General features: G+C 73.2%; 22 protein-coding genes. 9 read left to right on the top strand and 13 right to left on the bottom strand.

The annotated features are described in order from the left end of the window. The first annotated feature begins 5 nt into the window (after positions 1 to 5). Positions 6 to 455, top strand: coding sequence for a hypothetical protein (locus tag SGUI_RS10170; RefSeq protein ID WP_066639603.1), 450 nt, complete (start codon positions 6 to 8; stop codon positions 453 to 455). Here the strand turns inward: SGUI_RS10170 and SGUI_RS10175 are convergent. Both SGUI_RS10175 and SGUI_RS10180 read right to left on the bottom strand, forming a co-directional pair. Beyond that, positions 442 to 1,590 (bottom strand): RNA polymerase sigma factor, encoded by a 1,149-nt coding sequence (locus tag SGUI_RS10175; RefSeq protein WP_066639605.1) that lies wholly within the window; start codon positions 1,588 to 1,590, stop codon positions 442 to 444. The genes SGUI_RS10170 and SGUI_RS10175 overlap by 14 nt on opposite strands. 1 nt (position 1,591) lies before the next feature. Continuing rightward, positions 1,592 to 2,011 carry a YciI family protein gene (locus SGUI_RS10180; RefSeq protein ID WP_066639607.1) on the bottom strand — a complete coding sequence of 140 codons (420 nt, stop codon included), beginning with the start codon at positions 2,009 to 2,011 and terminating at the stop codon, positions 1,592 to 1,594. Between the two features lie 148 nt (positions 2,012 to 2,159). Between SGUI_RS10180 and SGUI_RS17700 the strand changes: the two genes are divergently transcribed. Next, entirely contained in the window at positions 2,160 to 2,414 is a 255-nt protein-coding gene (locus SGUI_RS17700) for a type II toxin-antitoxin system VapB family antitoxin (protein ID WP_066643200.1), read from the top strand. Then, positions 2,411 to 2,803: a type II toxin-antitoxin system VapC family toxin gene (locus tag SGUI_RS10190; protein ID WP_066639610.1), complete on the top strand. Its 393-nt coding sequence runs from the start codon at positions 2,411 to 2,413 to the stop codon at positions 2,801 to 2,803. Before SGUI_RS17700 ends, SGUI_RS10190 begins: the two co-directional genes overlap by 4 nt. Before the next feature lie 22 nt (positions 2,804 to 2,825). On the opposite strand, the gene SGUI_RS10195 is transcribed toward SGUI_RS10190, so the two are convergent. Beyond that, entirely contained in the window at positions 2,826 to 3,380 is a 555-nt protein-coding gene (locus SGUI_RS10195; protein WP_066639613.1) for a dihydrofolate reductase family protein, read from the bottom strand. A 56-nt stretch (positions 3,381 to 3,436) separates the two neighbouring features. Between SGUI_RS10195 and SGUI_RS10200 the strand changes: the two genes are divergently transcribed. Next, positions 3,437 to 4,615 (top strand): MFS transporter, encoded by a 1,179-nt coding sequence (locus tag SGUI_RS10200; protein WP_066639616.1) that lies wholly within the window; start codon positions 3,437 to 3,439, stop codon positions 4,613 to 4,615. A gap of 13 nt (positions 4,616 to 4,628) precedes the next feature. Here the strand turns inward: SGUI_RS10200 and SGUI_RS10205 are convergent, their stop codons facing one another. Together SGUI_RS10205 and SGUI_RS10210 are read right to left on the bottom strand one after the other, a co-directional pair. Beyond that, on the bottom strand, positions 4,629 to 5,030 hold the full coding sequence (locus SGUI_RS10205; RefSeq protein ID WP_191090893.1) for a PIN domain-containing protein: 402 nt from the start codon (positions 5,028 to 5,030) through the stop codon (positions 4,629 to 4,631). Position 5,031: 1 nt separating this feature from the next. After that, entirely contained in the window at positions 5,032 to 5,292 is a 261-nt protein-coding gene (locus SGUI_RS10210) for a type II toxin-antitoxin system Phd/YefM family antitoxin (protein ID WP_066639622.1), read from the bottom strand. Positions 5,293 to 5,392: 100 nt separating this feature from the next. On the opposite strand from SGUI_RS10210, the gene SGUI_RS10215 reads away from it, so the two are divergent. From SGUI_RS10215 to SGUI_RS10230, 4 genes are all read left to right on the top strand, one after another. After that, positions 5,393 to 6,388 carry a GTP pyrophosphokinase gene (locus tag SGUI_RS10215; RefSeq protein ID WP_066643205.1) on the top strand — a complete coding sequence of 332 codons (996 nt, stop codon included), beginning with the start codon at positions 5,393 to 5,395 and terminating at the stop codon, positions 6,386 to 6,388. Between the two features lie 25 nt (positions 6,389 to 6,413). Continuing rightward, the gene (locus SGUI_RS10220; protein ID WP_066639624.1) at positions 6,414 to 7,451 is read left to right on the top strand and encodes a zinc-dependent alcohol dehydrogenase family protein; all 1,038 of its coding nucleotides are present in this window, start codon (positions 6,414 to 6,416) and stop codon (positions 7,449 to 7,451) included. Between the two features lie 51 nt (positions 7,452 to 7,502). After that, positions 7,503 to 7,901 (top strand): VOC family protein, encoded by a 399-nt coding sequence (locus tag SGUI_RS10225; protein ID WP_066639633.1) that lies wholly within the window; start codon positions 7,503 to 7,505, stop codon positions 7,899 to 7,901. A 135-nt stretch (positions 7,902 to 8,036) separates the two neighbouring features. Continuing rightward, on the top strand, positions 8,037 to 9,059 hold the full coding sequence (locus SGUI_RS10230; protein ID WP_083190625.1) for a serine hydrolase domain-containing protein: 1,023 nt from the start codon (positions 8,037 to 8,039) through the stop codon (positions 9,057 to 9,059). Here SGUI_RS10230 and SGUI_RS10235 read toward each other — a convergent pair. The 5 genes from SGUI_RS10235 to SGUI_RS10255 all read right to left on the bottom strand — a co-directional run bounded on the left by SGUI_RS10235 (position 9,056) and on the right by SGUI_RS10255 (position 13,593). Continuing rightward, on the bottom strand, positions 9,056 to 9,574 hold the full coding sequence (locus SGUI_RS10235) for a hypothetical protein (protein WP_066639635.1): 519 nt from the start codon (positions 9,572 to 9,574) through the stop codon (positions 9,056 to 9,058). The two genes, SGUI_RS10230 and SGUI_RS10235, sit on opposite strands and share 4 nt — an antisense overlap. Positions 9,575 to 9,679: 105 nt before the next feature. Next, positions 9,680 to 10,540 carry an SDR family oxidoreductase gene (locus SGUI_RS10240; protein WP_066639636.1) on the bottom strand — a complete coding sequence of 287 codons (861 nt, stop codon included), beginning with the start codon at positions 10,538 to 10,540 and terminating at the stop codon, positions 9,680 to 9,682. A gap of 33 nt (positions 10,541 to 10,573) precedes the next feature. Continuing rightward, positions 10,574 to 12,775, bottom strand: a complete 2,202-nt coding sequence (locus SGUI_RS10245; protein WP_083190626.1) for a catalase — start codon at positions 12,773 to 12,775, stop codon at positions 10,574 to 10,576. A gap of 123 nt (positions 12,776 to 12,898) precedes the next feature. Further along, positions 12,899 to 13,387 (bottom strand): glutathione peroxidase, encoded by a 489-nt coding sequence (locus tag SGUI_RS10250; protein WP_066639638.1) that lies wholly within the window; start codon positions 13,385 to 13,387, stop codon positions 12,899 to 12,901. Further along, complete coding sequence (locus SGUI_RS10255) at positions 13,384 to 13,593, bottom strand: antitoxin (RefSeq protein WP_066639640.1); 210 nt, start codon at positions 13,591 to 13,593, stop codon at positions 13,384 to 13,386. The genes SGUI_RS10250 and SGUI_RS10255 overlap by 4 nt, the downstream gene beginning before the upstream one ends. Before the next feature lie 135 nt (positions 13,594 to 13,728). Here SGUI_RS10255 and SGUI_RS10260 point away from each other — a divergent pair, with 135 nt between their 5' ends. After that, on the top strand, positions 13,729 to 14,691 hold the full coding sequence (locus tag SGUI_RS10260) for a TIGR03557 family F420-dependent LLM class oxidoreductase (RefSeq protein WP_066639642.1): 963 nt from the start codon (positions 13,729 to 13,731) through the stop codon (positions 14,689 to 14,691). Positions 14,692 to 14,971: 280 nt separating this feature from the next. Here SGUI_RS10260 and SGUI_RS10265 read toward each other — a convergent pair whose 3' ends face one another. From SGUI_RS10265 to SGUI_RS10275, 3 genes are read right to left on the bottom strand one after another with little or no spacing between them, the layout of a single operon-like run. Continuing rightward, entirely contained in the window at positions 14,972 to 16,063 is a 1,092-nt protein-coding gene (locus tag SGUI_RS10265) for an FAD-binding oxidoreductase (RefSeq protein WP_066639644.1), read from the bottom strand. Beyond that, complete coding sequence (locus tag SGUI_RS10270) at positions 16,060 to 17,352, bottom strand: aromatic ring-hydroxylating oxygenase subunit alpha (RefSeq protein WP_066639650.1); 1,293 nt, start codon at positions 17,350 to 17,352, stop codon at positions 16,060 to 16,062. Before SGUI_RS10270 ends, SGUI_RS10265 begins: the two co-directional genes overlap by 4 nt. A 24-nt stretch (positions 17,353 to 17,376) precedes the next feature. After that, complete coding sequence (locus tag SGUI_RS10275) at positions 17,377 to 19,467, bottom strand: oxidoreductase (protein WP_066639652.1); 2,091 nt, start codon at positions 19,465 to 19,467, stop codon at positions 17,377 to 17,379. Positions 19,468 to 19,480 lie beyond the last annotated feature (13 nt).

The raw sequence follows: 19,480 nt of genomic DNA on the forward strand, positions 1-19,480 counted from the left end.
CTCGCATGATCGCGTGGGACGACATCACCGCAGCCATCGGCCTGGCCCTCTCGGGTGAGGGGGAGCGTGGCGCCCAGCGGCTGCGTGGCCTGTGGGAGCAGACCCGCGACCCCGACCACGCCCAGCGCTGCGTCCTGGCCCACTACCTCGCCGACCTCGAGGCCGAGCTGGACGACGAGGTGGCCTGGGACGAGCGAGCCTTGGCTGAGTACCCGCACGTCCGCGACGAGGACTTGGCTCCCGTCGGCATCGCGAGTGCCGCCGGCCTGGCCCCGAGCCTGCACCTCAACCTCGGCGACGGCTACCTGCGCCAAGGGCAGACGCGTGAGGCGCAGGCCCAGCTCGACGCCGGTCTCGCGTCGGCCGACGCGCTCCCCGACGACGGATACGGCGCGATGATCCGCCAGGGCCTGCTGCGTCTGGCCGACCGCGTCGCCGAGGTCACCGGGACCTGAACCGGGCCGCCTGCCGGGTCAGGTGGTCGCGCTCGGCGGTGCTGCTCGCGCGGGCGGCGGCGCGGGCATACAGCTCCGCGGCCTGGGTGGTCTCGCCGGAGCGTTCGAGGAGGAAGGCGTGCGCCGCCTCACGCCGGGGTATGCCCTCGGGCACCTCCTCCAGCGCGCGCAGCCCGGCCTGCGGGCCGTCCGCCTCGCCCACCGCGACCGCCCGGTTGAGGGCGACCACGGGGCTACCGGTGAGCGCGAGCAGCTCGTCGTACCAGCCCACGACCTGCGGCCAGTCCGTCTCCTGCGCGCTCGGGGCGTCCGCGTGCAGCGCGGCGATCGCCGCCTGCGCCTGGAACTCGCCGAGCCGGTCGGCGGCCAGCGCCGCGTGGAGCAGGTCGACCGCCTCAGCCGCGAGCGCCGTGTCCCAGCGGGAGCGGTCCTGGTCGGCGAGCGTGACGAGGGAGCCGTCGGCGGCGAAGCGGCTGGCGCGCCGCGCGTGGTGGAGCAGCATGAGCGCCAGCAGCCCCGTGGCCTCCGGGTCGTCGGTCTGCCCGACGAGCTCCCGGGCGAGCCGGATCGCCTCGGCGGCGAGGTCGACCTCGCCGCCGTAGCCCTCGTTGAAGACGAGGTAGAGCACCCGCAGCACCCGGCCGAGGTCGCGCTCGCCCTCCGCGTCGAGCCCCTGCTCGGCGATGGTGCGTTTGGCCCGGCTGATCCGCTGGGCCATCGTCGACTCGGGCACGAGGTATGCCTCCGCGACCTGGCGCGTGGTCAGCCCGCCGACCGCACGCAGCGTCAGCGCCACGGCCGAGGAGGGGCTGAGCGCGGGGTGGCAGCACAGGAAGAGCAGGTGGAGGGTGTCGTCGGCCTGCTCGGTCGGCCCGGGCGGCGGCTCCTCCAGGTCGGCCCGCTCGCGCCGGTGCCGGGCCGACTCCGAGCGCACGTGGTCCAGCCACCGGCGCCAGGCGACGGTGACCAGCCACGCCTGCGGGTCCGACGGCATACCCTCCGGCCAGCGGGTGACCGCCTCGATGAGGGCCTCCTGCACGGCGTCCTCGGCCGACGCGAAGTCTGCTCCGCGCCGGACGAGGACGCCCAGCACCCGGGGGCCGAGCTGCCGCAGCAGGTCCTCGACGGTGGTCATGTCAGGCGTCGGCCGTGGGCTCCCGGGTGAGGAAGGGCCGCACCTCGAGCCACTCGCAGATCGGCTCGCCGCCCTGACCCGGGGCCGCGGACAGCTCGGCCGCCGCCTCGTGGGCGCGCTCCTCGCTGTCGACGTCGATGATCATCCAGCCCGCGATGAGGTCCTTGGTCTCGGCGAAGGGACCGTCGGTGACTGGCGGCTTGCCCTCGCCGCCGTAACGGACGAAGGTGCCCTCGGGGGAGAGCGCCTGGCCGTCGACGAACTCGCCGCGCTCGCGCAGCCCGTCCGCGAAGTCGTCCATGAACGTCAGGTGGGCGTCGATCTCCTCCTGCGTCCACTGCTCCATCGGCACGTCGGTGCCGGGCAGCGGGGCCGGCCCGGAGCTGCGACGGTAGTGCTTGAGCAACAGGTACTTCGCCATGATGTCCTCCTGGTGTCCGTGGCGACCATGGTGGCAGCCATCTGCCCAGGGGACGGAGACGTCGCGCGGTTCTCGACATCCACGGAGACCTGGGCACAGATGTCTACTTTTGCCACCCAAGGTAGATGTCGTAGGTAGAATGGTAGACATGAGCCTGAACATCAAGAATCCGCGTGTACACGACCTCGCGCGGCAGGCGGCGGCCCGCACCGGACGTTCCCAGACCAGCGTCATCGAGCTCGCCCTCCGACAACTCCTCGACGGGCTGCCGACGGAGGACGTCGCGAGCGGTAGGACCCGCGTCGACGCGATCCTGGCCGATCTGGACCTCCACCTGGGTCGGCACGACCTGACGTTGCTCGACCACGACGACCTCTACGACGACGCCGGTTTGCCGACGTGATCGTCGACACCTCCGCGATCGTGGCGATCCTGCGGGACGAGCCCGAGCGGCCCGCGATCCTCGCCGCGCTCGCCGGGGCGCCGGCAGCACGTATGTCCACCGGGACGCGGTTGGAGCTGGCCATCGTCATCCGGCGGCTTGAGGACCCGGTCGTGGAGCGGCGCGTCGAGGATCTCCTGGAGGCGCTGCGCATCACGGTCGAGCCGTTCACCGTCGCCCAAGGCGCCGTCGCGCAGCGGGCCTTCGCAGACTTCGGCCGGGGGAGCGGACACCCGGCTCGACTCAACTTCGGTGACTGCTTCGCGTATGCCCTCGCCCGCGAGAGCGGCGAGCCGCTGCTCTTCAAGGGTGACGACTTCACGCATACCGACCTCACGCCGGCTCTGTGACGTCGCCGGCGGGGGACTGCCCTCAGAGCTCGTAGGCCAGGTGCACGACGCCGTTGCCGAAGCGGTGCACGTCGACGAGGCGCAGGTCGAGCCGCAGGTCCGCGGGCAGCCAGGGGGTGCCTGCGCCCAGGACGACCGGGCTCGCGTAGTACTCCACCGCGTCGACGATCCCGGCCCGCAGCGCGTGCGCGGCGAGCTCCGGCCCGCCGATCGAGACGTCCCCCTCCGCCGCGTCGACATAGGCGCGCAGCCGCCCGGGGTCCACGTCGCGCTCCAGCGTGGTGTGCGCGGTGTCCACCCCGGTGAGCGTCCGGGAGAAGACCACCTTGGGGCGGCCGCGCCACTGCTCGCCGTACTGCCGCTCCTCCGGCTCCGCGTCCGGCCCGGTGCCGTAGGTCTCCCAGACCTTCATCACCTCGTAGAGGCGGCGGCCGTAGAGCTCCGCGCTGACCAGCTTGTCCCGTTCGTTGAGGTAGGCGTGGACCTCGGCGTCCGGCGCGCTCCAGTCGAACTCGCCCTCCGCGTCGGCGACGTAGCCGTCCAGCGACCCGATCCCGGCATACACGAGGCGTCCCATGGCGCCCATCCTCGCCCCGGGAGGACCTGGGTGCCAGCGAGCCCTAGGGTCGGCGCATGACGACCTCCCCCCGGCGTGCCGTCGCCACGATCGTGCTGGCGATGCTGCTCGGGAGCTCGGTGTGGTTCAGCGCCAACAGCGCCGCCGACGGTCTGCGCGTCGAGTGGGGCCTGGACGCCGGCGGGGTCGGGCGGCTCACGCTGGCGGTCCAGCTGGGCTTCGCGGTGGGCACGATCGCCATGGCCATGACCAGTCTGGCCGACCGCTTCCGGTCCAGCCGCGTCTTCGCCGTCTCCGCGGTGGTCGCCGCCCTGACCAACGCCGGCTTCGCGCTGCTCGCCTCCGGCCTCGCGGAGGGCATGGTGTGGCGCTTCCTCACCGGCGTCACGCTGGCCGGGGTCTACCCGCTCGGGATGAAGATGGTCGTCTCCTGGGCACCGGAGCGGGCCGGCTCCACGCTCGGCTGGCTCGTCGGGATGCTCACCCTCGGCACCGCGCTCCCGCACGGCATCCGCGCCGTCGGCGTCGGTCTCGACTGGTCCCAGGTCATGCTCACCTCCTCCGTCCTCGCCCTGGTCGCGGCGGCGGTCGTGCTCCGGCTCGGTGACGGGCCGCACCTGCCCACCGCCTCGCCGGACGGGCTGCGCTGGGGTGCGGTGCTGCGCGCGTTCACCGTCCCCGACTACCGCTTCGCCGCGCTCGGCTACTTCGGCCACATGTGGGAGCTGTATGCCCTCTGGACCGTCGTCCCGCTGCTGGTCGCGGACGCGCTGTCCCCGGCCTCGGCCGAGGTGTCGGCGTGGTCCTTCGCCGTCATCGGCGTCGGCGCGGTCGGCTGCGTCGTCGGCGGGTGGCTGTCGGCCAGCTGGGGCAGCGGGCGGGTGGCCGCGGTGGCGCTCGCGACCTCGGGGGTGATGTGCGCGGCCTACCCGCTGCTCGCCGGCGGCCCCTCCTGGCTGGTCCTGCTCGCGCTGCTCCTGTGGGGCGTCGCGGTCATCACCGACTCGCCGCAGTTCTCCGCGCTCAGCTCGCGCGCCTGCCCGCCGCACCTCGTGGGCAGCGCCCTCGCGATCCAGAACAGCGCCGGCTTCGCGATCAGCGCGGTCTCGATCGTGCTCGCCTCCGCCGCGTATGCCGGCCTCGGCCCGGCGATCGCGTGGCTGCTGCTCCCCGGCCCGGTGCTGGGCCTGCTCGCGATGGCCCGGGAGCGCCGCCGCGCCGCGCTCGAGGCGTGACGGCCCGAGGGCCTCACACCTTGATGACGTCAACGGCTCCGAGCTCGGCCAGGACGGCGAAGTCGTCGTCCTGGGTGACCAGGGCAAGGCCGTGGCTCACGGCGACCGAGGCGATCCACAGATCGTTGACGTTCATCCGCTGACCGGCGTCGCGCAGTCGCACCCGCAGCTCGGCCCAGACCTGTGCGGCCCTCGTGTCGATCGGCAGGACCTCCGCGTCGAGCGCGACGTGCAGCGTGTCCAGCCGGCGGGAGCGCGACACGCTGTCACCAGCGGCGAGCACGCCGGCCTGCAGCTCCGCCACGGTGACCACGCACACCGCGGCCTCCTCAGGGAGCAGGTCGCGGTCCACTGGTCGGCCCAGCTCGCCGGAGATCCAGACGCTGGTGTCGACCAGAGCACGCCTTGAAGCCACGTCAGTCGAGCCCGCGGAGGTCGTCGGTGCTGCCCTCGGTGATCCAGGCCAGGTCCTCCGCCAGGCTCGGGTCCGGCTGCTGGCGGTCGAGGAGGGCGACCAGGTCCTCGCGGGGTATGCCCGGACGGCGCTGCGCCTGGACCCGCCGCAGCTCGGCGACCGGCCGTCCGTGAACGGTGACGGTGTAGACCTCGCCCCGACCCACCTCGGCCAGGACGCTCGAGGTGTGGTTGCGCAGGTCCCGCGAGGCGATCGTCGGCATGTGCGCAAATGTAGCACTTTGTGCACAGATGACCGGCCCTGCCGGTACCCCCCGCCGCCAGATGGCGCGCCCGGACGCCGCGGTGCGGCAGGCTGGGCCCATGGCGAGCAACCAGTCGACGCGGATCCGCCGGGCGGTGGCGCGGTATGCCGCGGGCCACGAGGCCCTGAGGGCCGCCACCGACGCCTACGTCGGCGTCGTCACCCGGATGTTGGACGACGCGGGCATCAACTACCTCGCGGTGAGCGGGCGGACCAAGAGCGTGGAGTCCTTCGCCGGCAAGGCGGCCCGGCGCAGCCGTGGGGGCCGGCTCGTCCATCCCAAGCCGCTCACCGACATCACCGACCAGATCGGCGTCCGGGTCGTCACCTACGTGCAGGCCGATGTGGACGCCGTCGCCCAGCTCCTCGCGGCGCAGCTCGACGTGCGCGACGACCGCGACATGGGCCAGGAGACCGCGGCGGAGGGACGCTTCGGCTACTCCAGCCGCCACCTGCTCGTGGCCCTGGACGAGGAACGGGCGCGGGAGGCGGGCATACCCCCGGAGCAACCCGCGTCGGTCCAGATCCGCACCGTGCTGCAGCACGCGTGGGCCGAGTTCGAGCACGACATCCGCTACAAGGGGTCGGTGCCGGAGGAGCACGCGCACGACTTCGACCGCCGCTTCACCCTCGCCGCCGGGCTGCTGGAGCTGGCCGACCAGCAGTTCACCGCGATCCGGGACCGGCACCGCGAGGAGCTGACGTCGCCGGCCGACGCCCTCGACGACGACCCGCGGATCAGCCCCACCGACCTCGCGGCCTTCCTCGCGGGCCAGTTCGTCGACGCCGGGTGGTCGCGCACCGATCACTACGCCTGGATCAGCGGCCTGCTGCTCGAGCTCGGGATCAGCTCGTTGTCCGAGCTGCGCGAGGTGCTGCGCGACGTCGACGTCGAGGACATCGAGGCACGGATGGGCTACCGCTACCCGCCCGGTGCCGTCCGCCGGCTCGACGACTCCCTGCTCCAGGTCTTCGGGGACAGGTATGTCGCTCTGCACGGCAACGCGCACCGCCAGGACCTGCTCACCACCCGGCTGGCGCGGCTGCACGCCTAGCCCGACGGGGTGGCAGACTCGCCGGATGCGCGCCCTGGTCCTGTCCGCCGCCCGATCCACGCCTCGGGTGCAGCAGATCGCCGAGCCGGTCGCCCCGCCGGACGGCGTGGTCGTGCAGGTCCACGCGACCGGGCTGTGCCGCAGCGACTGGCACGCCTGGGCGGGACACGAGGACATCGCCTTCCCGCACGTCCCCGGTCACGAGCTCGCCGGGGTCGTCACCGAGGTCGGCGATCAGGTGCGGCGGTGGCGCCCGGGTGACCGCGTGACGGTGCCGTTCGTGTGCGGGTGCGGCCGGTGCGGGTGGTGCCGCTCGGGTCAGGCACAGGTGTGCCCGGACCAGCAGCAGCCCGGTTTCACCCACCACGGGTCGTTCGCCGAGCTGGTGGCCCTGCACGCGGCCGACACCAACCTCGTCGCCGTGCCCCCCACCATCGAGCTCACGACGGCGGCGAGCCTGGGGTGCCGGTTCGCCACGGCAAACCGAGCCGTCGTCGCCCGGGCGCAGGTGGCGCCGCAGGAGTGGGTGAGCGTCCTCGGCGCCGGCGGGGTCGGCCTGAGCGTCGCGATGATCGCCCGGGCGGTGGGCGCACGCGTGGTCGCGGTCGACCGCAACCCGCAGGCCCTGGCGGTCGCCGCCGGGCTGGGGGTCGAGCACACCGTCCTCGCCGACGGCCGCGACGTCCCGCAGGCCATCCACGACCTCACCGGTGGGGGCAGCCACGTCTCCGTGGACGCCGTCGGCAGCGAGCAGACGTGCAGCGACGCGCTGCTGGGCCTGCGTCGTCGCGGGCGGCACGTCCAGGTCGGGCTCCTGCCCGGGGCGGTCGGCCACCCCCGGGTGCCCCTGGAGCGGGTCATCGGGTGGGAGCTGGACCTGCTGGGGAGCCACGGCATGCCGGCCGTCGACTACCCGGAGATGCTGGCCCTCATCGAGCAGGGCTCGCTGGCGCCCGAGCGGCTCGTCGAGCGTGTCGTCGGGCTGGAGGAGGCGGCCGAGCTGCTGCCGGTCCTCGACCGCGCGGTCGTCGCCGGCATGACCCTCCTCGACCCGAGCCGCTGACGTGGCCCTCGCGGACGCGAGGCGTCCGCGAGGGGTCCTACGCTCGGGGCCATGGCCACTCCCTGGACGCTCGGCTGCGACGCGCAGGACCCCCAGCGGCAGGCGACCTTCTGGGCCGCGGCGCTGGGCTACGTCCGGGAGCCGGGGTTCGAGGAGCCGGACGCCGCCTCGATCGTCGACCCGGACGGCGTCGGCCCCGCGATCGGCTGGCTGCGGGTGCCCGAGGCCAAGAGCGCGAAGAACCGGATCCACCTCGACATCCGCGTCGCGGGCGAGCCGCCGTGGGACTGGCCGGTGCGGGCCGGGCTCATCCGGGCGAAGGTCGAGCAGCTGCGGGGGCTCGGCGCCAGCACCGTGCGCGAGGAGGCCTACACCGACGAGGAGGGCCGGAGCATCCTCGGTCACGTCGTCATGCAGGACCCGGAGGGCAACGAGTTCTGCGTCGCCTGACCGGCGCGCCCTCGCTCCCGGCGTCGGCGAGGCGGGCCTGGGCGCGCCACAAACCCGTCGACATCGGCCAGGGACCCGGCCATCCTGGAGGCGCCGCGCGCACCCGCGCGCAGGCGCACCAGGAGGAGAGCTGCGATGACCACCATGCCCCGTCTCGACGACACGGCGCTGTCAGCAGCCGCCGCGGAGGACGGTTTCAGCGGTCTCGTCAGCCTCGACGTCCCCGGGCACGAGCCGGTGACCCGCGCCTTCGGGTATGCCGAGCGCGCCTTCCAGGTGCCCCACTCCCGGTCCACCCGCTACGCCCTCGCCAGCGGCGGCAAGACCTTCACCGCTCTCGCGGTGCTGCGGCTGGTCGAGCAGGGGCGGTTGCGCCTGGACGAGCCGGTGCGCGGCGTGCTGGGCGAGGACCTGCCGCTCGTGGACGACGCGGTGACGCCCCTGCACCTGCTGAGCCACACCTCCGGCATCGGTGACTACCTGGACGAGTCGGCCGGGTGGGAGATCGACGACTACGTGCTGCCCGTGCCCGTCCACACCCTCGTCGACGCCGAGGCCTTCCTGCCCGTGCTGGACGGCTACCCCCAGGCCTTCGCCCCCGGGGAGCGCTTCGCCTACTGCAACGGTGGCTACGTCGTGCTGGCGCTGGTCGTGGAGCGGCGCAGCGGCCAGGGCTACCAGCGGTTCGTCGAGGAGGAGGTCTGCGGGCGGGCCGGATTGACCAGCACCGGGTTCCTGCGCAGCGACGAGCTGCCCGCGGACGCGGCACGGGGCTACCTCGACGCCACCGGACTGCGCACCAACGTCCTGCACCTGCCCGTCCTCGGCAACGGTGACGGTGGCATCGTCAGCACGGCGCCGGACCTGCACCGCTTCTGGGGCGCCTTGCTGCAGGGGCGCATCGTGGGTCCGGCGCTGCTCGAGCTGCTCACCACGCCGCGGCACGACGTCCCCGACGAGGGGCTGCGGCACGCCGCCGGTCTCTGGCTGCACGCCACCGCACCCCTGCTGGTGATGGAGGGCTGCGACGCCGGGGTGTCCTTCCGCTCCACGCACGACCCCGCGACGGGCGCGACCCTGAGCGTGCTCGGCAACACCTCCACCGGGGCCTGGCCCGTCATCGGTGAGCTGGTCGACCTGCTGGTCGCGGCTGGTTAGCCGCCCTGCGGCGGGTCGCTGAGCCGGGCGACCAGGACGTCCAGGCCGCGGCGTGCGGCCTGGTCGGCGAGGCGCACGCGCTCGAGCATCTGCTGAGCCGCCCCGAGGTCTCGCGTCGCACGCCGCTCCGCCTCCCGGCAGGCCTCCACGCCCTCCTCGCGCTCCCTCCGGTCCGCGACCCGGTCGTCGCCGTAGCGCTGCACCTCGGCCGCGGCCAGGTCGACCGCGCGGTCGACCAGGAACCGGTAGGACGTCCGCAGCTTCTTCTCCGTGGTCTTGCGGGCCAGCCCGTCCACCTCCTCCTCCACGCCCTGGCGCATGAAGGGCAGCGGGTCGGAGGTGTAGGCCGCCTGGGCGACCGCCTGCTCGGCGGCGGCGCGCCGCTCCTGGGCGTCGGTCAGCGCCCGCTCGGCCTCGCGCACGGCGGCGGTCGCCGCCTCGAGATGAGGCCCGAGGCGCGAGTCCAACGCATACGTCAGCTGCTCGCGCTCACCTGGGTCGAGCCCGTCCGCCATGGCTGCGCCTCCTCCGTGTCCGATGGCCCTAGCCTCTCATCCGGGCGGGTCCGGCAGGAGAGGCGTGGCGTGGGCACGACCCGGCGGTGGTCGGTGTGGGCGACCTCAGAAGACCGGCTTGCCCCCGGTCACCCCGAGCACCGTGCCGGAGACGTAGCTCGCCTCGTCGGAGGCCAGGAAGACGTAGGCCGCGGCCACCTCGACGGGGTGCCCGGCCCGACCCAGCGGGGTGTCCGAGCCGAAGCCCTCGACCTTGTCGGCGGCCATGGTCGCCGGGATGAGCGGGGTCCAGATCGGGCCGGGGGCGACGGCGTTGACCCGGATGCCCCGCGGTCCCAGCTCGGCCGCCATGTTGACGACGAGGTTGTTGAGCGCGGCCTTGGTGGCGGCGTAGTCGAGCAGGTGGTCGGACGGGGAGTAGGCCTGGACCGAGGTCGTGACGATGACCGACCCGCCCGGGCTCAGCTCCTCGGCCAGCTCGCGCACCAGCCAGAACGGCGAGAAGACGTTGGTCGCGAAGGTCCGCTCGATCTGCTCGGGCGGGAAGTCCTCGAGCAGGTCGTGGGTCATCTGGTATGCCGCATTCGCCACCAGAACGTCGAGCCCGCCGAGGGCCTTCACGGCGTCCCGGGCCAGCTGCTCGTTGGCGTCCCGCCGGGTCAGGTCGACGGCGAAGAGATGACAGGTGCCGCCGGCCGCCTCGACCAGCTCGCGCGTGCGCTCGGCGTCCTCCTGCTCCTGCGGCAGGTGGGCCACCGCGACGGCCGCGCCCTCCTGGGCGAAGGTCAGCGCGACCGCGCGACCGATGCCGGAGTCACCGCCGGTGACGAGCGCCCGCCGACCGGTCAGGCGGTCCCGGCCGGTCCACGACTGCTCGCCGTGGTCGGGTTGCGGGTCGAGGTCGGCGACCCGGCCCGGCCAGTCCTGGTGCTGACCGGGGAGTGCGGACAGGTCTGCTCTGGTCATGGTTCTCCTGGGGGTGGACGAAGCGGGGTCGGGTCAGACGTCGCGGGCCCAGTGGCGCAGCGCGCCGCAGGCCGCGAGGAACTCCTGGGGGTCGACACTGCCCAGGTCGTGGCAGGCCTCGTCGAGGCTGCCGTCGATGCCGCCGGCCTCGAGCAGCGCCCGGGCGCCGGGCAGGTGGCCGATGACCTTGTAGTGGCTGAAGGCGTCCGAGACGAAGTCCCGCGTGGCCGGGTGGCCGGCGAGCTCCTCGGCGCCGGTGCCGTCGCCCAGCAGGGCCACCGCGTCGAAGAGCACCGAGGGGGCGCCGTCGATCTTGTGGTCCACGGGACGTCGGGTGCCGTCCGCGAGGGTGACCCCGCCCACCTTGAGGCCGATGGTCTCGACCAGGGCCCCGCCCTGCTCGAAGGTGTCCCGGAGCGTGTCCAGCACCGTGGCCTCGACCCCGTCGGTCACGAGGATCCCGAGCTTGCGCCCGGCGAAGCTCTCCGGTGCCCGCGTCGTCATGCTCAGGGCCGGGGACTCGGGCAGGTCGTGCCTCGGGGCCTGGTGCGCCTCGGTCGCGTCCGGCAGCTCCATGCCGAGACCGTCGGCCACACCGGCGGCGAGCTCCTCGTCCACGTTGCGCAGGTTGGCCACGACACGGGTGCGGATCTGCGGGATCTCGCACTTGGAGAGCTCGAAGACGAAGGCCATCCGGATGTGCTGCTGCTCGGTCGCGCTCTGGCTGCGCCAGAACTGCCCGGCCTGGGAGTAGTGGTCGGCGAAGGACTCCGGTCGGGTGCGTCGGGTGTCGCCGCTCTCGTGCCGGGCCACGCTGCGGTAGCCCCGCTCGGCGTCCGCGCGCGGACCGGCCGCCGCCCCGGTGAAGGAGTTCGGCTCGTAGGTGGCGCGGCCGGACTGCGCGCCGGTCTGCATGTGCCCGTCCCGCTGGAAGTGGGCCACGGGGCACCGGGGGGCGTTGATGGGCAGCTGGGTGAAGTTGGGGCTGCCGAGCCGCTTGAGCTGGGTGTCGAGGTAGGAGAAGTTGCGGCCCTGCAGCAGCGGGTCGTTGGTGAAGTCGATCCCCCGGACGATGTTCTGGGTGCAGAAGGCCACCTGCTCGGTCTCGCTGAAGACGTTGTCCACCGTCCGCTCCAGCCGCAGGGTGCCGATGACCCGCAGGGGCACCTGCTCCTCGGGGATGACCTTGGTCGCGTCGAGGACGTCGAACTCGAACCGGTCGGCGAACTCGTCGTCGAAGGTCTGCACGGCGAGGTCCCACTCCGGCAGGTCACCGTTCTGGATGGCCTGCCACAGGTCCTTGCGGTGGAAGTCGGGGTCCGCGCCGTTGATCTTCACCGCCTCGTTCCACACGACCGACTGCAGGCCCTGGCGAGGGACCCAGTGGAACTTCACGTAGGTGCTGGCCCCGTCAGCGTCGACGAACCGGAAGGTGTGCACGCCGAACCCCTGCATGAAGCGGAACGAGCGGGGGATGGCGCGGTCCGACATCTGCCACAGCAGCATGTGCGTGGACTCCGGCATGAGCCCGGCGAAGTCCCAGAAGGTGTCGTGCGCGGATTGCGCCTGCGGCCAGCCCCGGTCCTGCTCCTCCTTCACCGCGTGCACGAGGTCGGGGAACTTCACCGCGTCCTGCACGAAGAAGACGGGGATGTTGTTGCCAACGAGGTCCCAATTGCCCTCGTCGGTGTAGAACTTCACCGCGAAACCGCGCACGTCGCGGGCGAGGTCGAAGGAGCCCAGGTTCCCGGCGACCGTGGAGAACCGGACGAAGACCGGCGTCTGCTTGCCCGCCTCGGCGAACAGCGAGGCGCAGGTGAGGTCGGAGAGGTCCTCGGCCGCGGTGAAGGTGCCGTGGGCGCCGTACCCGCGGGCGTGGACCACCCGCTCCGGGATGCGCTCGTGGTCGAAGTGGAAGATCTTCTCGCGCAGCGCGAAGTCCTCGAGCAGGGTGGGGCCGCGCTCGCCCGCGGTCAGGGAGTTCTGGTCGTCCGCGAGCGGCAGGCCCTGGGCAGTGGTGAGGACCTGCTGGTCCGGACCCGGCTGCTGGTGCAGCTCACCGCCCTTCCCCGGCTGCGTCCGCGGCGTGTAGACCGGGTTGTCGGCGGCCTGACCCGCGGTGCTGGGGGTCGGCGGGCTGGGCACCTCCGGGGCCGGAGGGTAGGAAGGCGCGGCCGGCTGGTGCCGGTGCGCCGCGGGGGTCGGGGTGGTGGCGTCGCCGTCGTGGTGGCCCATGTCGATCTCCTCGGTCGTCGGGGCGTGCCCCGGCGAGGTCGTCAGCCGGCGGCACGAACACCGTCGACGCTAGCCGCCGTGGCGCCGTCCCGCGCGCTCATCCGCCAGGGGGCCCGAGGGCGGTCACGGCACGAGGGGCAGCATCCTCGCCAGGTCCGCACGGATCGTCGCCGGACGGGTGGTGGGGGCGTAGCGCTGCAGCACCCGGCCGTCCGGACCCACGAGGAACTTGGTGAAGTTCCAGGTGATGCGCCGTCCCAGCAGCCCCTTCTTCTGCTGTTTGAGCCACCGGTAGAGGGGGTGCGCACCGGAGCCGTTGACCTCCACCTTGGCGAACATCGGGAAGCTCACGCCGTAGTTGCGGTGGCAGAAGTCCCCGATCTCCTCGGCGTCGCCGGGCTCCTGGCCGCCGAACTGGTTGCACGGGAAACCGAGCACGACCAGACCGTCGTCGGCCAGCTCGGCATACAGCTCCTCCAGGCCCGCGAGCTGCGGGGTGAGGCCGCACCGGCTGGCGGTGTTGACCACGAGCACCGCCCGCCCGGCGTAGGCGCCGAGGTCCTGCTGCTCGCCCGCGAGGGTCTCGGCGGTGAAGTCGTGCAGGCTCCTCACGCGCGCTGCTCGTCGTCGCCGAGAGCCGCCTTCCCGGCCTTGTCGGAGGCGGAGCGGATTTGGCTGGAGTACTTCCCCTTGGTCTGCCGGTCGGCGAAACCGGCAGCCTTGTCCAGGTAGGACCTGGTCTTCTCGGGGTTCTTGCGGGCGAAGCGGCGGGCCGCGTCGGCGGCGGCGCCGAGGGCGGCAATCTTGCGGAACGGCATTCGGGATCCTCTGCTCGACGGTGTCACGAACCTGTCACCTGCTCAACGCGCCAGCCAACCACACGTTCCCGCCCCCGTGCGCGGACCGGGGCGGCACGCCGCGCGCCGCGTGCGGGCGCCTCCTACCGTGAGGACATGCAGATCGGATTCAAGCTCTTCGCCGAGAACTACTCCCCCACCGAGCTCGTCCGCCAGGCCGTGGAGGCCGAGCGTGCCGGCTTCGACTTCGTCGAGATCAGCGACCACTTCCACCCCTGGCTGCCCGAGCACGAGCACTCGCCGTTCGCCTGGTCGGTGCTCGCAGCCATCGCCGCCTCGACCGAGCGCATCGGCCTGGCGACCGGGGTCACCTGCCCGACGATCCGCTACCACCCGGCGATCATCGCCCAGGCCGCGGCGACCACCCAGATCCTCTCCGGCGGTCGCTTCACGCTGGGCGTGGGCTCCGGCGAGCGGCTCAACGAGCACGTCGTCGGCCAGGGCTGGCCGGAGGTCCGGGACCGCCACCAGCTGCTCCGGGAGGCGCTGGAGATCATCCGGCTGCTGTGGCAGGGCGGCTACCACTCCTACCGCGGCGAGTTCCTCACCATCGAGGACGCCCGCGTCTTTGACCTCCCGGACACCCTCCCGGACATCGTCGTGGCCATCGGCGGCCCGCAGGCGGCGCGGCTCGCCGCGGACCTCGGTGACGGCATCTTCACCACCGACCCGGACGCCTCGCTCATCGAGGCCTTCGAGCAGGCCGGTGGCTCCGGGCCGCGCTACACCGAGGTGCCGCTGGCCTGGGCCACGGACGAGCAGGCGGCTGCCGAGTCCGCGCACCGCATGTTCCGCTTCGGCCTGGGCAGCTGGCGGGTCAACAGCGAGTTGCCCAACCCGGCCCACTTCGACGCCGCGACCCAGTTCATCACCCCGGACTCGATGCGCGAGGTCTTCGCCTGCGGCCCCGACGTGGAGCGTCACCTGGAGGTGGCCCGGCAGTTCTCCGACGCGGGCTTCGACCGGCTCGCCCTCATCAGCGCCGGCCCGGACGTCGACGGCTTCATGCGCTTCTTCACCGACGAGCTGCGCCCCCGGCTGTCCGAGCTGTCGACGTAGGACGACGCCTCTGGGTGGGGCGGTGGGGGTGCGACCTCACCGACCTGCAGCCCGCCACCCGCGCGGGTCGCCCCCGCCACGTGCGTGGCTCGGGCACCACGCGTAGCACTCTGCGGGGACATGTGCGTCCGCCCGGGACATAACGCGACCGGACGGACATGTCCCAGCAGCCTGTGGCCCGTGAGCTTCGTGAGGCTGCAGCCGAGCGGACCGCTCGTCTGGCGACGACATGCCTCCGCGATGCGCTGCCGGAGCCGGGTCATGGTCATGCCAGCCGGGATCAGGCCTCGACGACGCAGTCCTCGAGCGGGGTGGAGCAGCACAGCAGGACCTTGTCGGCGGCGATCTCGCGGGGCCGGATCCCGCCGCCGTGCCGCATGTCCACGCTGCCGGCCAGCAGCTGGCTCTTGCAGGTCCCGCAGACCCCCTCGGCGCAGGAGGACGGCAGGCTGAGGCCGGCCCGCGCGGCGGCGGCGAGGATCGTCTGACCGGGGGCGCAGGTCACCTCCCTGCCGCTGCGGGTGAGGGTGACGGTGTGCGTCCGCGCCTCGGCCGCGGGGGTGCCTCCCCGGCCGTCCCCGCCCTCGCCGGTCAGCACCGCGCCGGCCGGGTCGAGCACGAAGGACTCCTGGTGGCACCGCGCCGGGTCGCAGCCGAGCTCGGCCAGCAGGCCGCGCACGGCGTCCATGTAGGGCCGTGGTCCGCAGGTGAACACCTCCCGGCCGGCCGCGTCGGGCGCCAGCTCGGCGAGCATCCCGGCGGTGAGCCGCCCGCGGGCACCACGCCATACCTCGTCCTCGCTGTCGCCCTCGCAGACCACCGCCACCCGCAGCCACGGCAGGGCCGCCGCGAGGTCCTCGAGCTCGCGGCGGAAGACGATGTCGGCCGGGGTCCGGGCGCTGTGGACGAAGACGACGTCGTGCGGGCCCGGCGTGCCGACCAGGGTCCGCAGCATCGACATGAGCGGGGTGACGCCGCTGCCGGCGGAGAGCAGCAGGTGCGCCGCCGCCGGGTGCTCGTGGGTGCTGAAGACGCCCATCGGCCCGCTCACCCGCAGCCGGTCCCCGACCCCGAGCCGGTCGTGCAGCCACGTCGACACCGGACCCTGCCGCTTCACCGTGAGCGTGAGGGTGCCGGCCTGCAGCGGGGAGGAGGCGATGGTGTAGCACCGGCTGGTCTCCCGGCCGTCCACGTCCGCCGTCACCGTGACGTACTGCCCCGGCCGGAACGACAGCGCCGCGCCGCCCGGCAGCGCGAGGGTGATGCTGCGCACGTCGTGGGTGACCTGCTCGACGTGGACGCACACCAGCGGCTCGTCCACGTGGTCGAGGTATGTCGTGGCGCCCGTCCCGCGGACCAGCACCTCGGTCATCGGGCCAGCTCCGCGCGCAGCCGCGCGACGTACCACGCGACGAAGGACTCCACCTGGCGCTCGCTGGGCGAGTAAGGGCCGGGGATGTAGGCCGGGTCGGCCACGCCCTGCTGCGCCCGGGCGCAGAACTCGCCGTCCTCCTCGTTGGTGTGGTCCCACACCTGGGTGAGCCGCTCCAGGTCGTAGTCCTCTCCCTCGACCGCGTCCTCGTGGACCAGCCAGGTGGTGCGCACCAGGGTCCGGTCCGGCCCGAGGGGCAGCACCGCGAAGGTCACGACGTGGTCGGACAGGAAGTGGAACCACCCGTTGGGTTGGGTGTGCACCGAGGCGCGGCCCAGCCGGGGGGTGTCGAAGTCGGCCAGCAGGCGGCGCGAGGCGACCGTCCCGTCGAGCGTGTAGGACTCGCCGGCGCCGTCCAGCGCCTCGCGCTGCACGCGGAAGGCAGTGACCCGGTCCTCCTCCAGCGCCTCCACCTCGGCGAAGGCCATCCCCCGCGCCAGGCAGGCCGCCTCGAGCTCGGCCTCGGCGGCGAGGTAGCGCTCGTGCGCCGGCATGAGCCGGGCCGGGATCCTGTCCCGGTCGTAGCCGTAGGTCGGGAAGAAGGTGCAGGTCAGCTCGGGGTGGCCGCCCTCGCAGTGGTAGCACTCCCGGTTGTTCTCCATCACCAGCTTCCAGTTGGCGTGCTCGACGAGGTCGTGCTGGGCGGCGACCTTGGTGCGCAGCGGCTGGTGGGGGTCGAGGTAGGGCGCGACGGTGGCCGTCATCTCCTCGACGTCGGCCGGCGGCTCGTCGGCGAGGCAGACGAAGACCAGCCCGGACACGGTCCGCACGTGCACCCTCCGGAGCCCGAAGCAGGACCGGTCGAAGGTCGGCGCCTGGTCGCCGGCGTGCAGCAGGGTGCCGTCGGTGGCGTAGGTCCAGCGGTGGTAGCCGCAGACGATGTTGCCCACGGACCCGGAGCGCTCGGTGAGCACCCGGGAGCCGCGGTGCCGGCAGACGTTGCGCAGCGCCGACACCTGCTCGTCGTCGTCTCGCACGACGATGACGGAGTAGGGCCCGATGTCGACGGTGACGAAGTCGCCGGGCTCGCGGATCTCGGCCTCGGTCGCCACGAAGATCCAGCTCCGTGCCCACACGGCGGCGAGGTCGAGGTCGAAGACCTCGGGGCTGGTGTAGAAGGGCGCGTCCAGGCTGAAGCCCGGCGCCCGGTCGGCCACGAGCCGGGCGAGGTCGGTGGTCCCGGGGGCGGTGGGGGTGCTCGTCGCGGTGGCGGTGGTGAGGGTGGTCATCGGGTCCTCCTTCGGGTATGCCGGTCAGATGGCCAGGCAGAGGCGCAGGGCGTCGTAGGTGGCGGCGTGGATGTTGCGGCTGGCGACGGCGTCGCCGATCCGGAAGAGCTGGAAGCCGGTGCCCGGCGAGAGCGCGGCGCCCGCCCCGCCGGGAGCGGCCAGGGCTGCCGGGCCGCTCCCGGCGCCCACGAGCTGGGGCTGCACCGCGAGCAGTGCCTCGTGGTCGACGGCGCCGCCGTTGACCGAGAGCGGGGCCATCTCGTGGTAGAGGTCGTCGTTGGGCAGCGTGCCGTGCTCCACGACGACCTGGTCCACCCGCCGCTCGACCTCCGCGCCGGAGTAGTCGTGCCGCAGCCGCGCGACCAGCCCGCCCTCGGGGTGCCGGGCGACCCCGACGAGGCGGGTGGCGAGGGTGACCCCGACGTGGTGCTCGTCGAAGGCCCGCAGGTAGGCCGGTGAGTTCATCCCGCCGACGAGCGGGGCCAGCATCCGCTCGGGGGTGACGAACTGCACCTGCGCCCCGCGGCTGGCGAGCAGCTCGGCGGCGTCCACCCCGGGCTCGGCGCCGTTGTCGTCGTAGACGAGCACGGTGCCGCCGGAGCGCACCTCCCCGGACATGACGTCCCAGGTGTCGCGCACCAGCCCCTGGCCCTGCGCGAGGAAGGTGCGGTTCGGCATACCCCCGGTCGCGACAATGACGACGTCGGGCTCCTCGGCCAGCACGGTCTGCGCCTCGGCGAAGACCCCGAGGCGCAGGTCGACCCCGGTGTGCTTGAGCTCGCTGACCCGCCAGTCGACCACCCCGATGAGGTCGCGGCGGCGGCTCGGGCGGGAGGCGAGCCGGACCTGCCCGCCGGGCAGGTCGTCGGCCTCGAGGATGACGACGTCGTGACCGCGCTCGCCGAGCACCCGGCCCGCCTCCAGCCCGGCCGGGCCGGCGCCGACGACGACGACCCGGCGGCGCACCGGCGCCGGCGGGACGACGTGGCTGAGGGTGAGCTCGCGGCCGGTCGCCGGGTTGTGGATGCACTTGGCGTCGCCGGACTCGTAGATCGCGTCGAGGCAGTAGTTGGCGCCCACGCAGGGCCGGACCCGGTCCTCCTCGCCCGCGGTGATCTTGGCGACGAGGTAGGGGTCGGCCATCTGCGGACGGGTCATGCCGACGAGGTCGAGCAGGCCGTCGCGGATGGCGTGCCGCGCGGTCGCCGCGTCGGTGATCCGGGAGGCGTGCATGACCGGGATGTCGATCTCGCGGCGGATCTGCCCGGCGAACTCGAGGAAGGGCGCCGAGGGGGTGCCCATCGACGGGATCACCTTGGACAGTGTCGCGTCGCTGTCGATGGTGCCCTTGATGACGCTGAGCAGGTCGACGCCGTCCTCGGTGAAGGCGCGCAGTGCGGTGAGCGCCTCCTCCTGCTGCAGCCCGTCCGGCCGGTCCTCGTCCATGGACATCCGGATCGCCAGGACCGGCTGGGGGCCGAGGGCCTCGCGCACCGCGCGGATCACCCGGCGGGGGAAGGCCATCCGGTGCTCCAGCGAGCCGCCCCACGCGTCGTCCCGGTGGTTGGTGGCGGGGGAGAGGAAGGCGTCGAGCAGGTGCCCGTAGCTCTGCAGCTCGATGCCGTCCAGGCCACCCTCGACGCAGCGCTGCGCGGCGCTGACGTAGTCGTCGACGATGCGGTCCAGGTCCCACTCCTCGGCGACCTTGGGGAAGGCCCGGTGCGCGGGCTCGCGCAGCGGGGAGGGGTAGACCGTCGGCAGCCAGTCCGCGGTGTAGTTGCTGGTCCGCCGCCCGAGGTGGGTGACCTGGCACATCACCGCCGCCCCCTCCTCGTGCACGGCGTCGGTGAGCCGGCGCATCCACGGCACGATCTCGTCGCGGTGCAGCTCGAGGTTGCCGAAGGCCGGCGGGCTGTCGCGGGCGATCACGGCCGAGCCGCCGATCATCGTGAGCCCGACGCCGCCGCGGGCCTTCTCCAGGTGGTAGGCGAGGTAGCGCTCGCGCGGCAGCCCGCCCTCGGCGTAGGCCGGCTCGTGGCTGGTGCTGACCACCCGGTTGCGCAGCCGCATACCCTTGACCGTGAAGGGGTCCAGGAGTGGGTCGAGGGTGCGCATACGGCGAGTCTGC

The sequence above is a fragment of the Serinicoccus hydrothermalis genome, assembly GCF_001685415.1.
Taxonomy (GTDB): domain Bacteria; phylum Actinomycetota; class Actinomycetes; order Actinomycetales; family Dermatophilaceae; genus Ornithinicoccus; species Ornithinicoccus hydrothermalis.

What these genes read in the sequence shown, in the direction of transcription:
- SGUI_RS10170 (WP_066639603.1), top strand. Translation starts at nt 6, where the DNA reads ATGATCGCGTGGGACGACATCACCGCAGCCATCGGCCTGGCCCTCTCG.
- SGUI_RS10175 (WP_066639605.1), bottom strand. Translation starts at nt 1,590, where the DNA reads ATGACCACCGTCGAGGACCTGCTGCGGCAGCTCGGCCCCCGGGTGCTG.
- SGUI_RS10180 (WP_066639607.1), bottom strand. Translation starts at nt 2,011, where the DNA reads ATGGCGAAGTACCTGTTGCTCAAGCACTACCGTCGCAGCTCCGGGCCG.
- SGUI_RS17700 (WP_066643200.1), top strand. Translation starts at nt 2,160, where the DNA reads ATGAGCCTGAACATCAAGAATCCGCGTGTACACGACCTCGCGCGGCAG.
- SGUI_RS10195 (WP_066639613.1), bottom strand. Translation starts at nt 3,380, where the DNA reads ATGGGACGCCTCGTGTATGCCGGGATCGGGTCGCTGGACGGCTACGTC.
- SGUI_RS10200 (WP_066639616.1), top strand. Translation starts at nt 3,437, where the DNA reads ATGACGACCTCCCCCCGGCGTGCCGTCGCCACGATCGTGCTGGCGATG.
- SGUI_RS10210 (WP_066639622.1), bottom strand. Translation starts at nt 5,292, where the DNA reads ATGCCGACGATCGCCTCGCGGGACCTGCGCAACCACACCTCGAGCGTC.
- SGUI_RS10215 (WP_066643205.1), top strand. Translation starts at nt 5,393, where the DNA reads ATGGCGAGCAACCAGTCGACGCGGATCCGCCGGGCGGTGGCGCGGTAT.
- SGUI_RS10220 (WP_066639624.1), top strand. Translation starts at nt 6,414, where the DNA reads ATGCGCGCCCTGGTCCTGTCCGCCGCCCGATCCACGCCTCGGGTGCAG.
- SGUI_RS10225 (WP_066639633.1), top strand. Translation starts at nt 7,503, where the DNA reads ATGGCCACTCCCTGGACGCTCGGCTGCGACGCGCAGGACCCCCAGCGG.
- SGUI_RS10230 (WP_083190625.1), top strand. Translation starts at nt 8,037, where the DNA reads ATGACCACCATGCCCCGTCTCGACGACACGGCGCTGTCAGCAGCCGCC.
- SGUI_RS10235 (WP_066639635.1), bottom strand. Translation starts at nt 9,574, where the DNA reads ATGGCGGACGGGCTCGACCCAGGTGAGCGCGAGCAGCTGACGTATGCG.
- SGUI_RS10240 (WP_066639636.1), bottom strand. Translation starts at nt 10,540, where the DNA reads ATGACCAGAGCAGACCTGTCCGCACTCCCCGGTCAGCACCAGGACTGG.
- SGUI_RS10245 (WP_083190626.1), bottom strand. Translation starts at nt 12,775, where the DNA reads ATGGGCCACCACGACGGCGACGCCACCACCCCGACCCCCGCGGCGCAC.
- SGUI_RS10255 (WP_066639640.1), bottom strand. Translation starts at nt 13,593, where the DNA reads ATGCCGTTCCGCAAGATTGCCGCCCTCGGCGCCGCCGCCGACGCGGCC.
- SGUI_RS10260 (WP_066639642.1), top strand. Translation starts at nt 13,729, where the DNA reads ATGCAGATCGGATTCAAGCTCTTCGCCGAGAACTACTCCCCCACCGAG.
- SGUI_RS10265 (WP_066639644.1), bottom strand. Translation starts at nt 16,063, where the DNA reads ATGACCGAGGTGCTGGTCCGCGGGACGGGCGCCACGACATACCTCGAC.
- SGUI_RS10270 (WP_066639650.1), bottom strand. Translation starts at nt 17,352, where the DNA reads ATGACCACCCTCACCACCGCCACCGCGACGAGCACCCCCACCGCCCCC.
- SGUI_RS10275 (WP_066639652.1), bottom strand. Translation starts at nt 19,467, where the DNA reads ATGCGCACCCTCGACCCACTCCTGGACCCCTTCACGGTCAAGGGTATG.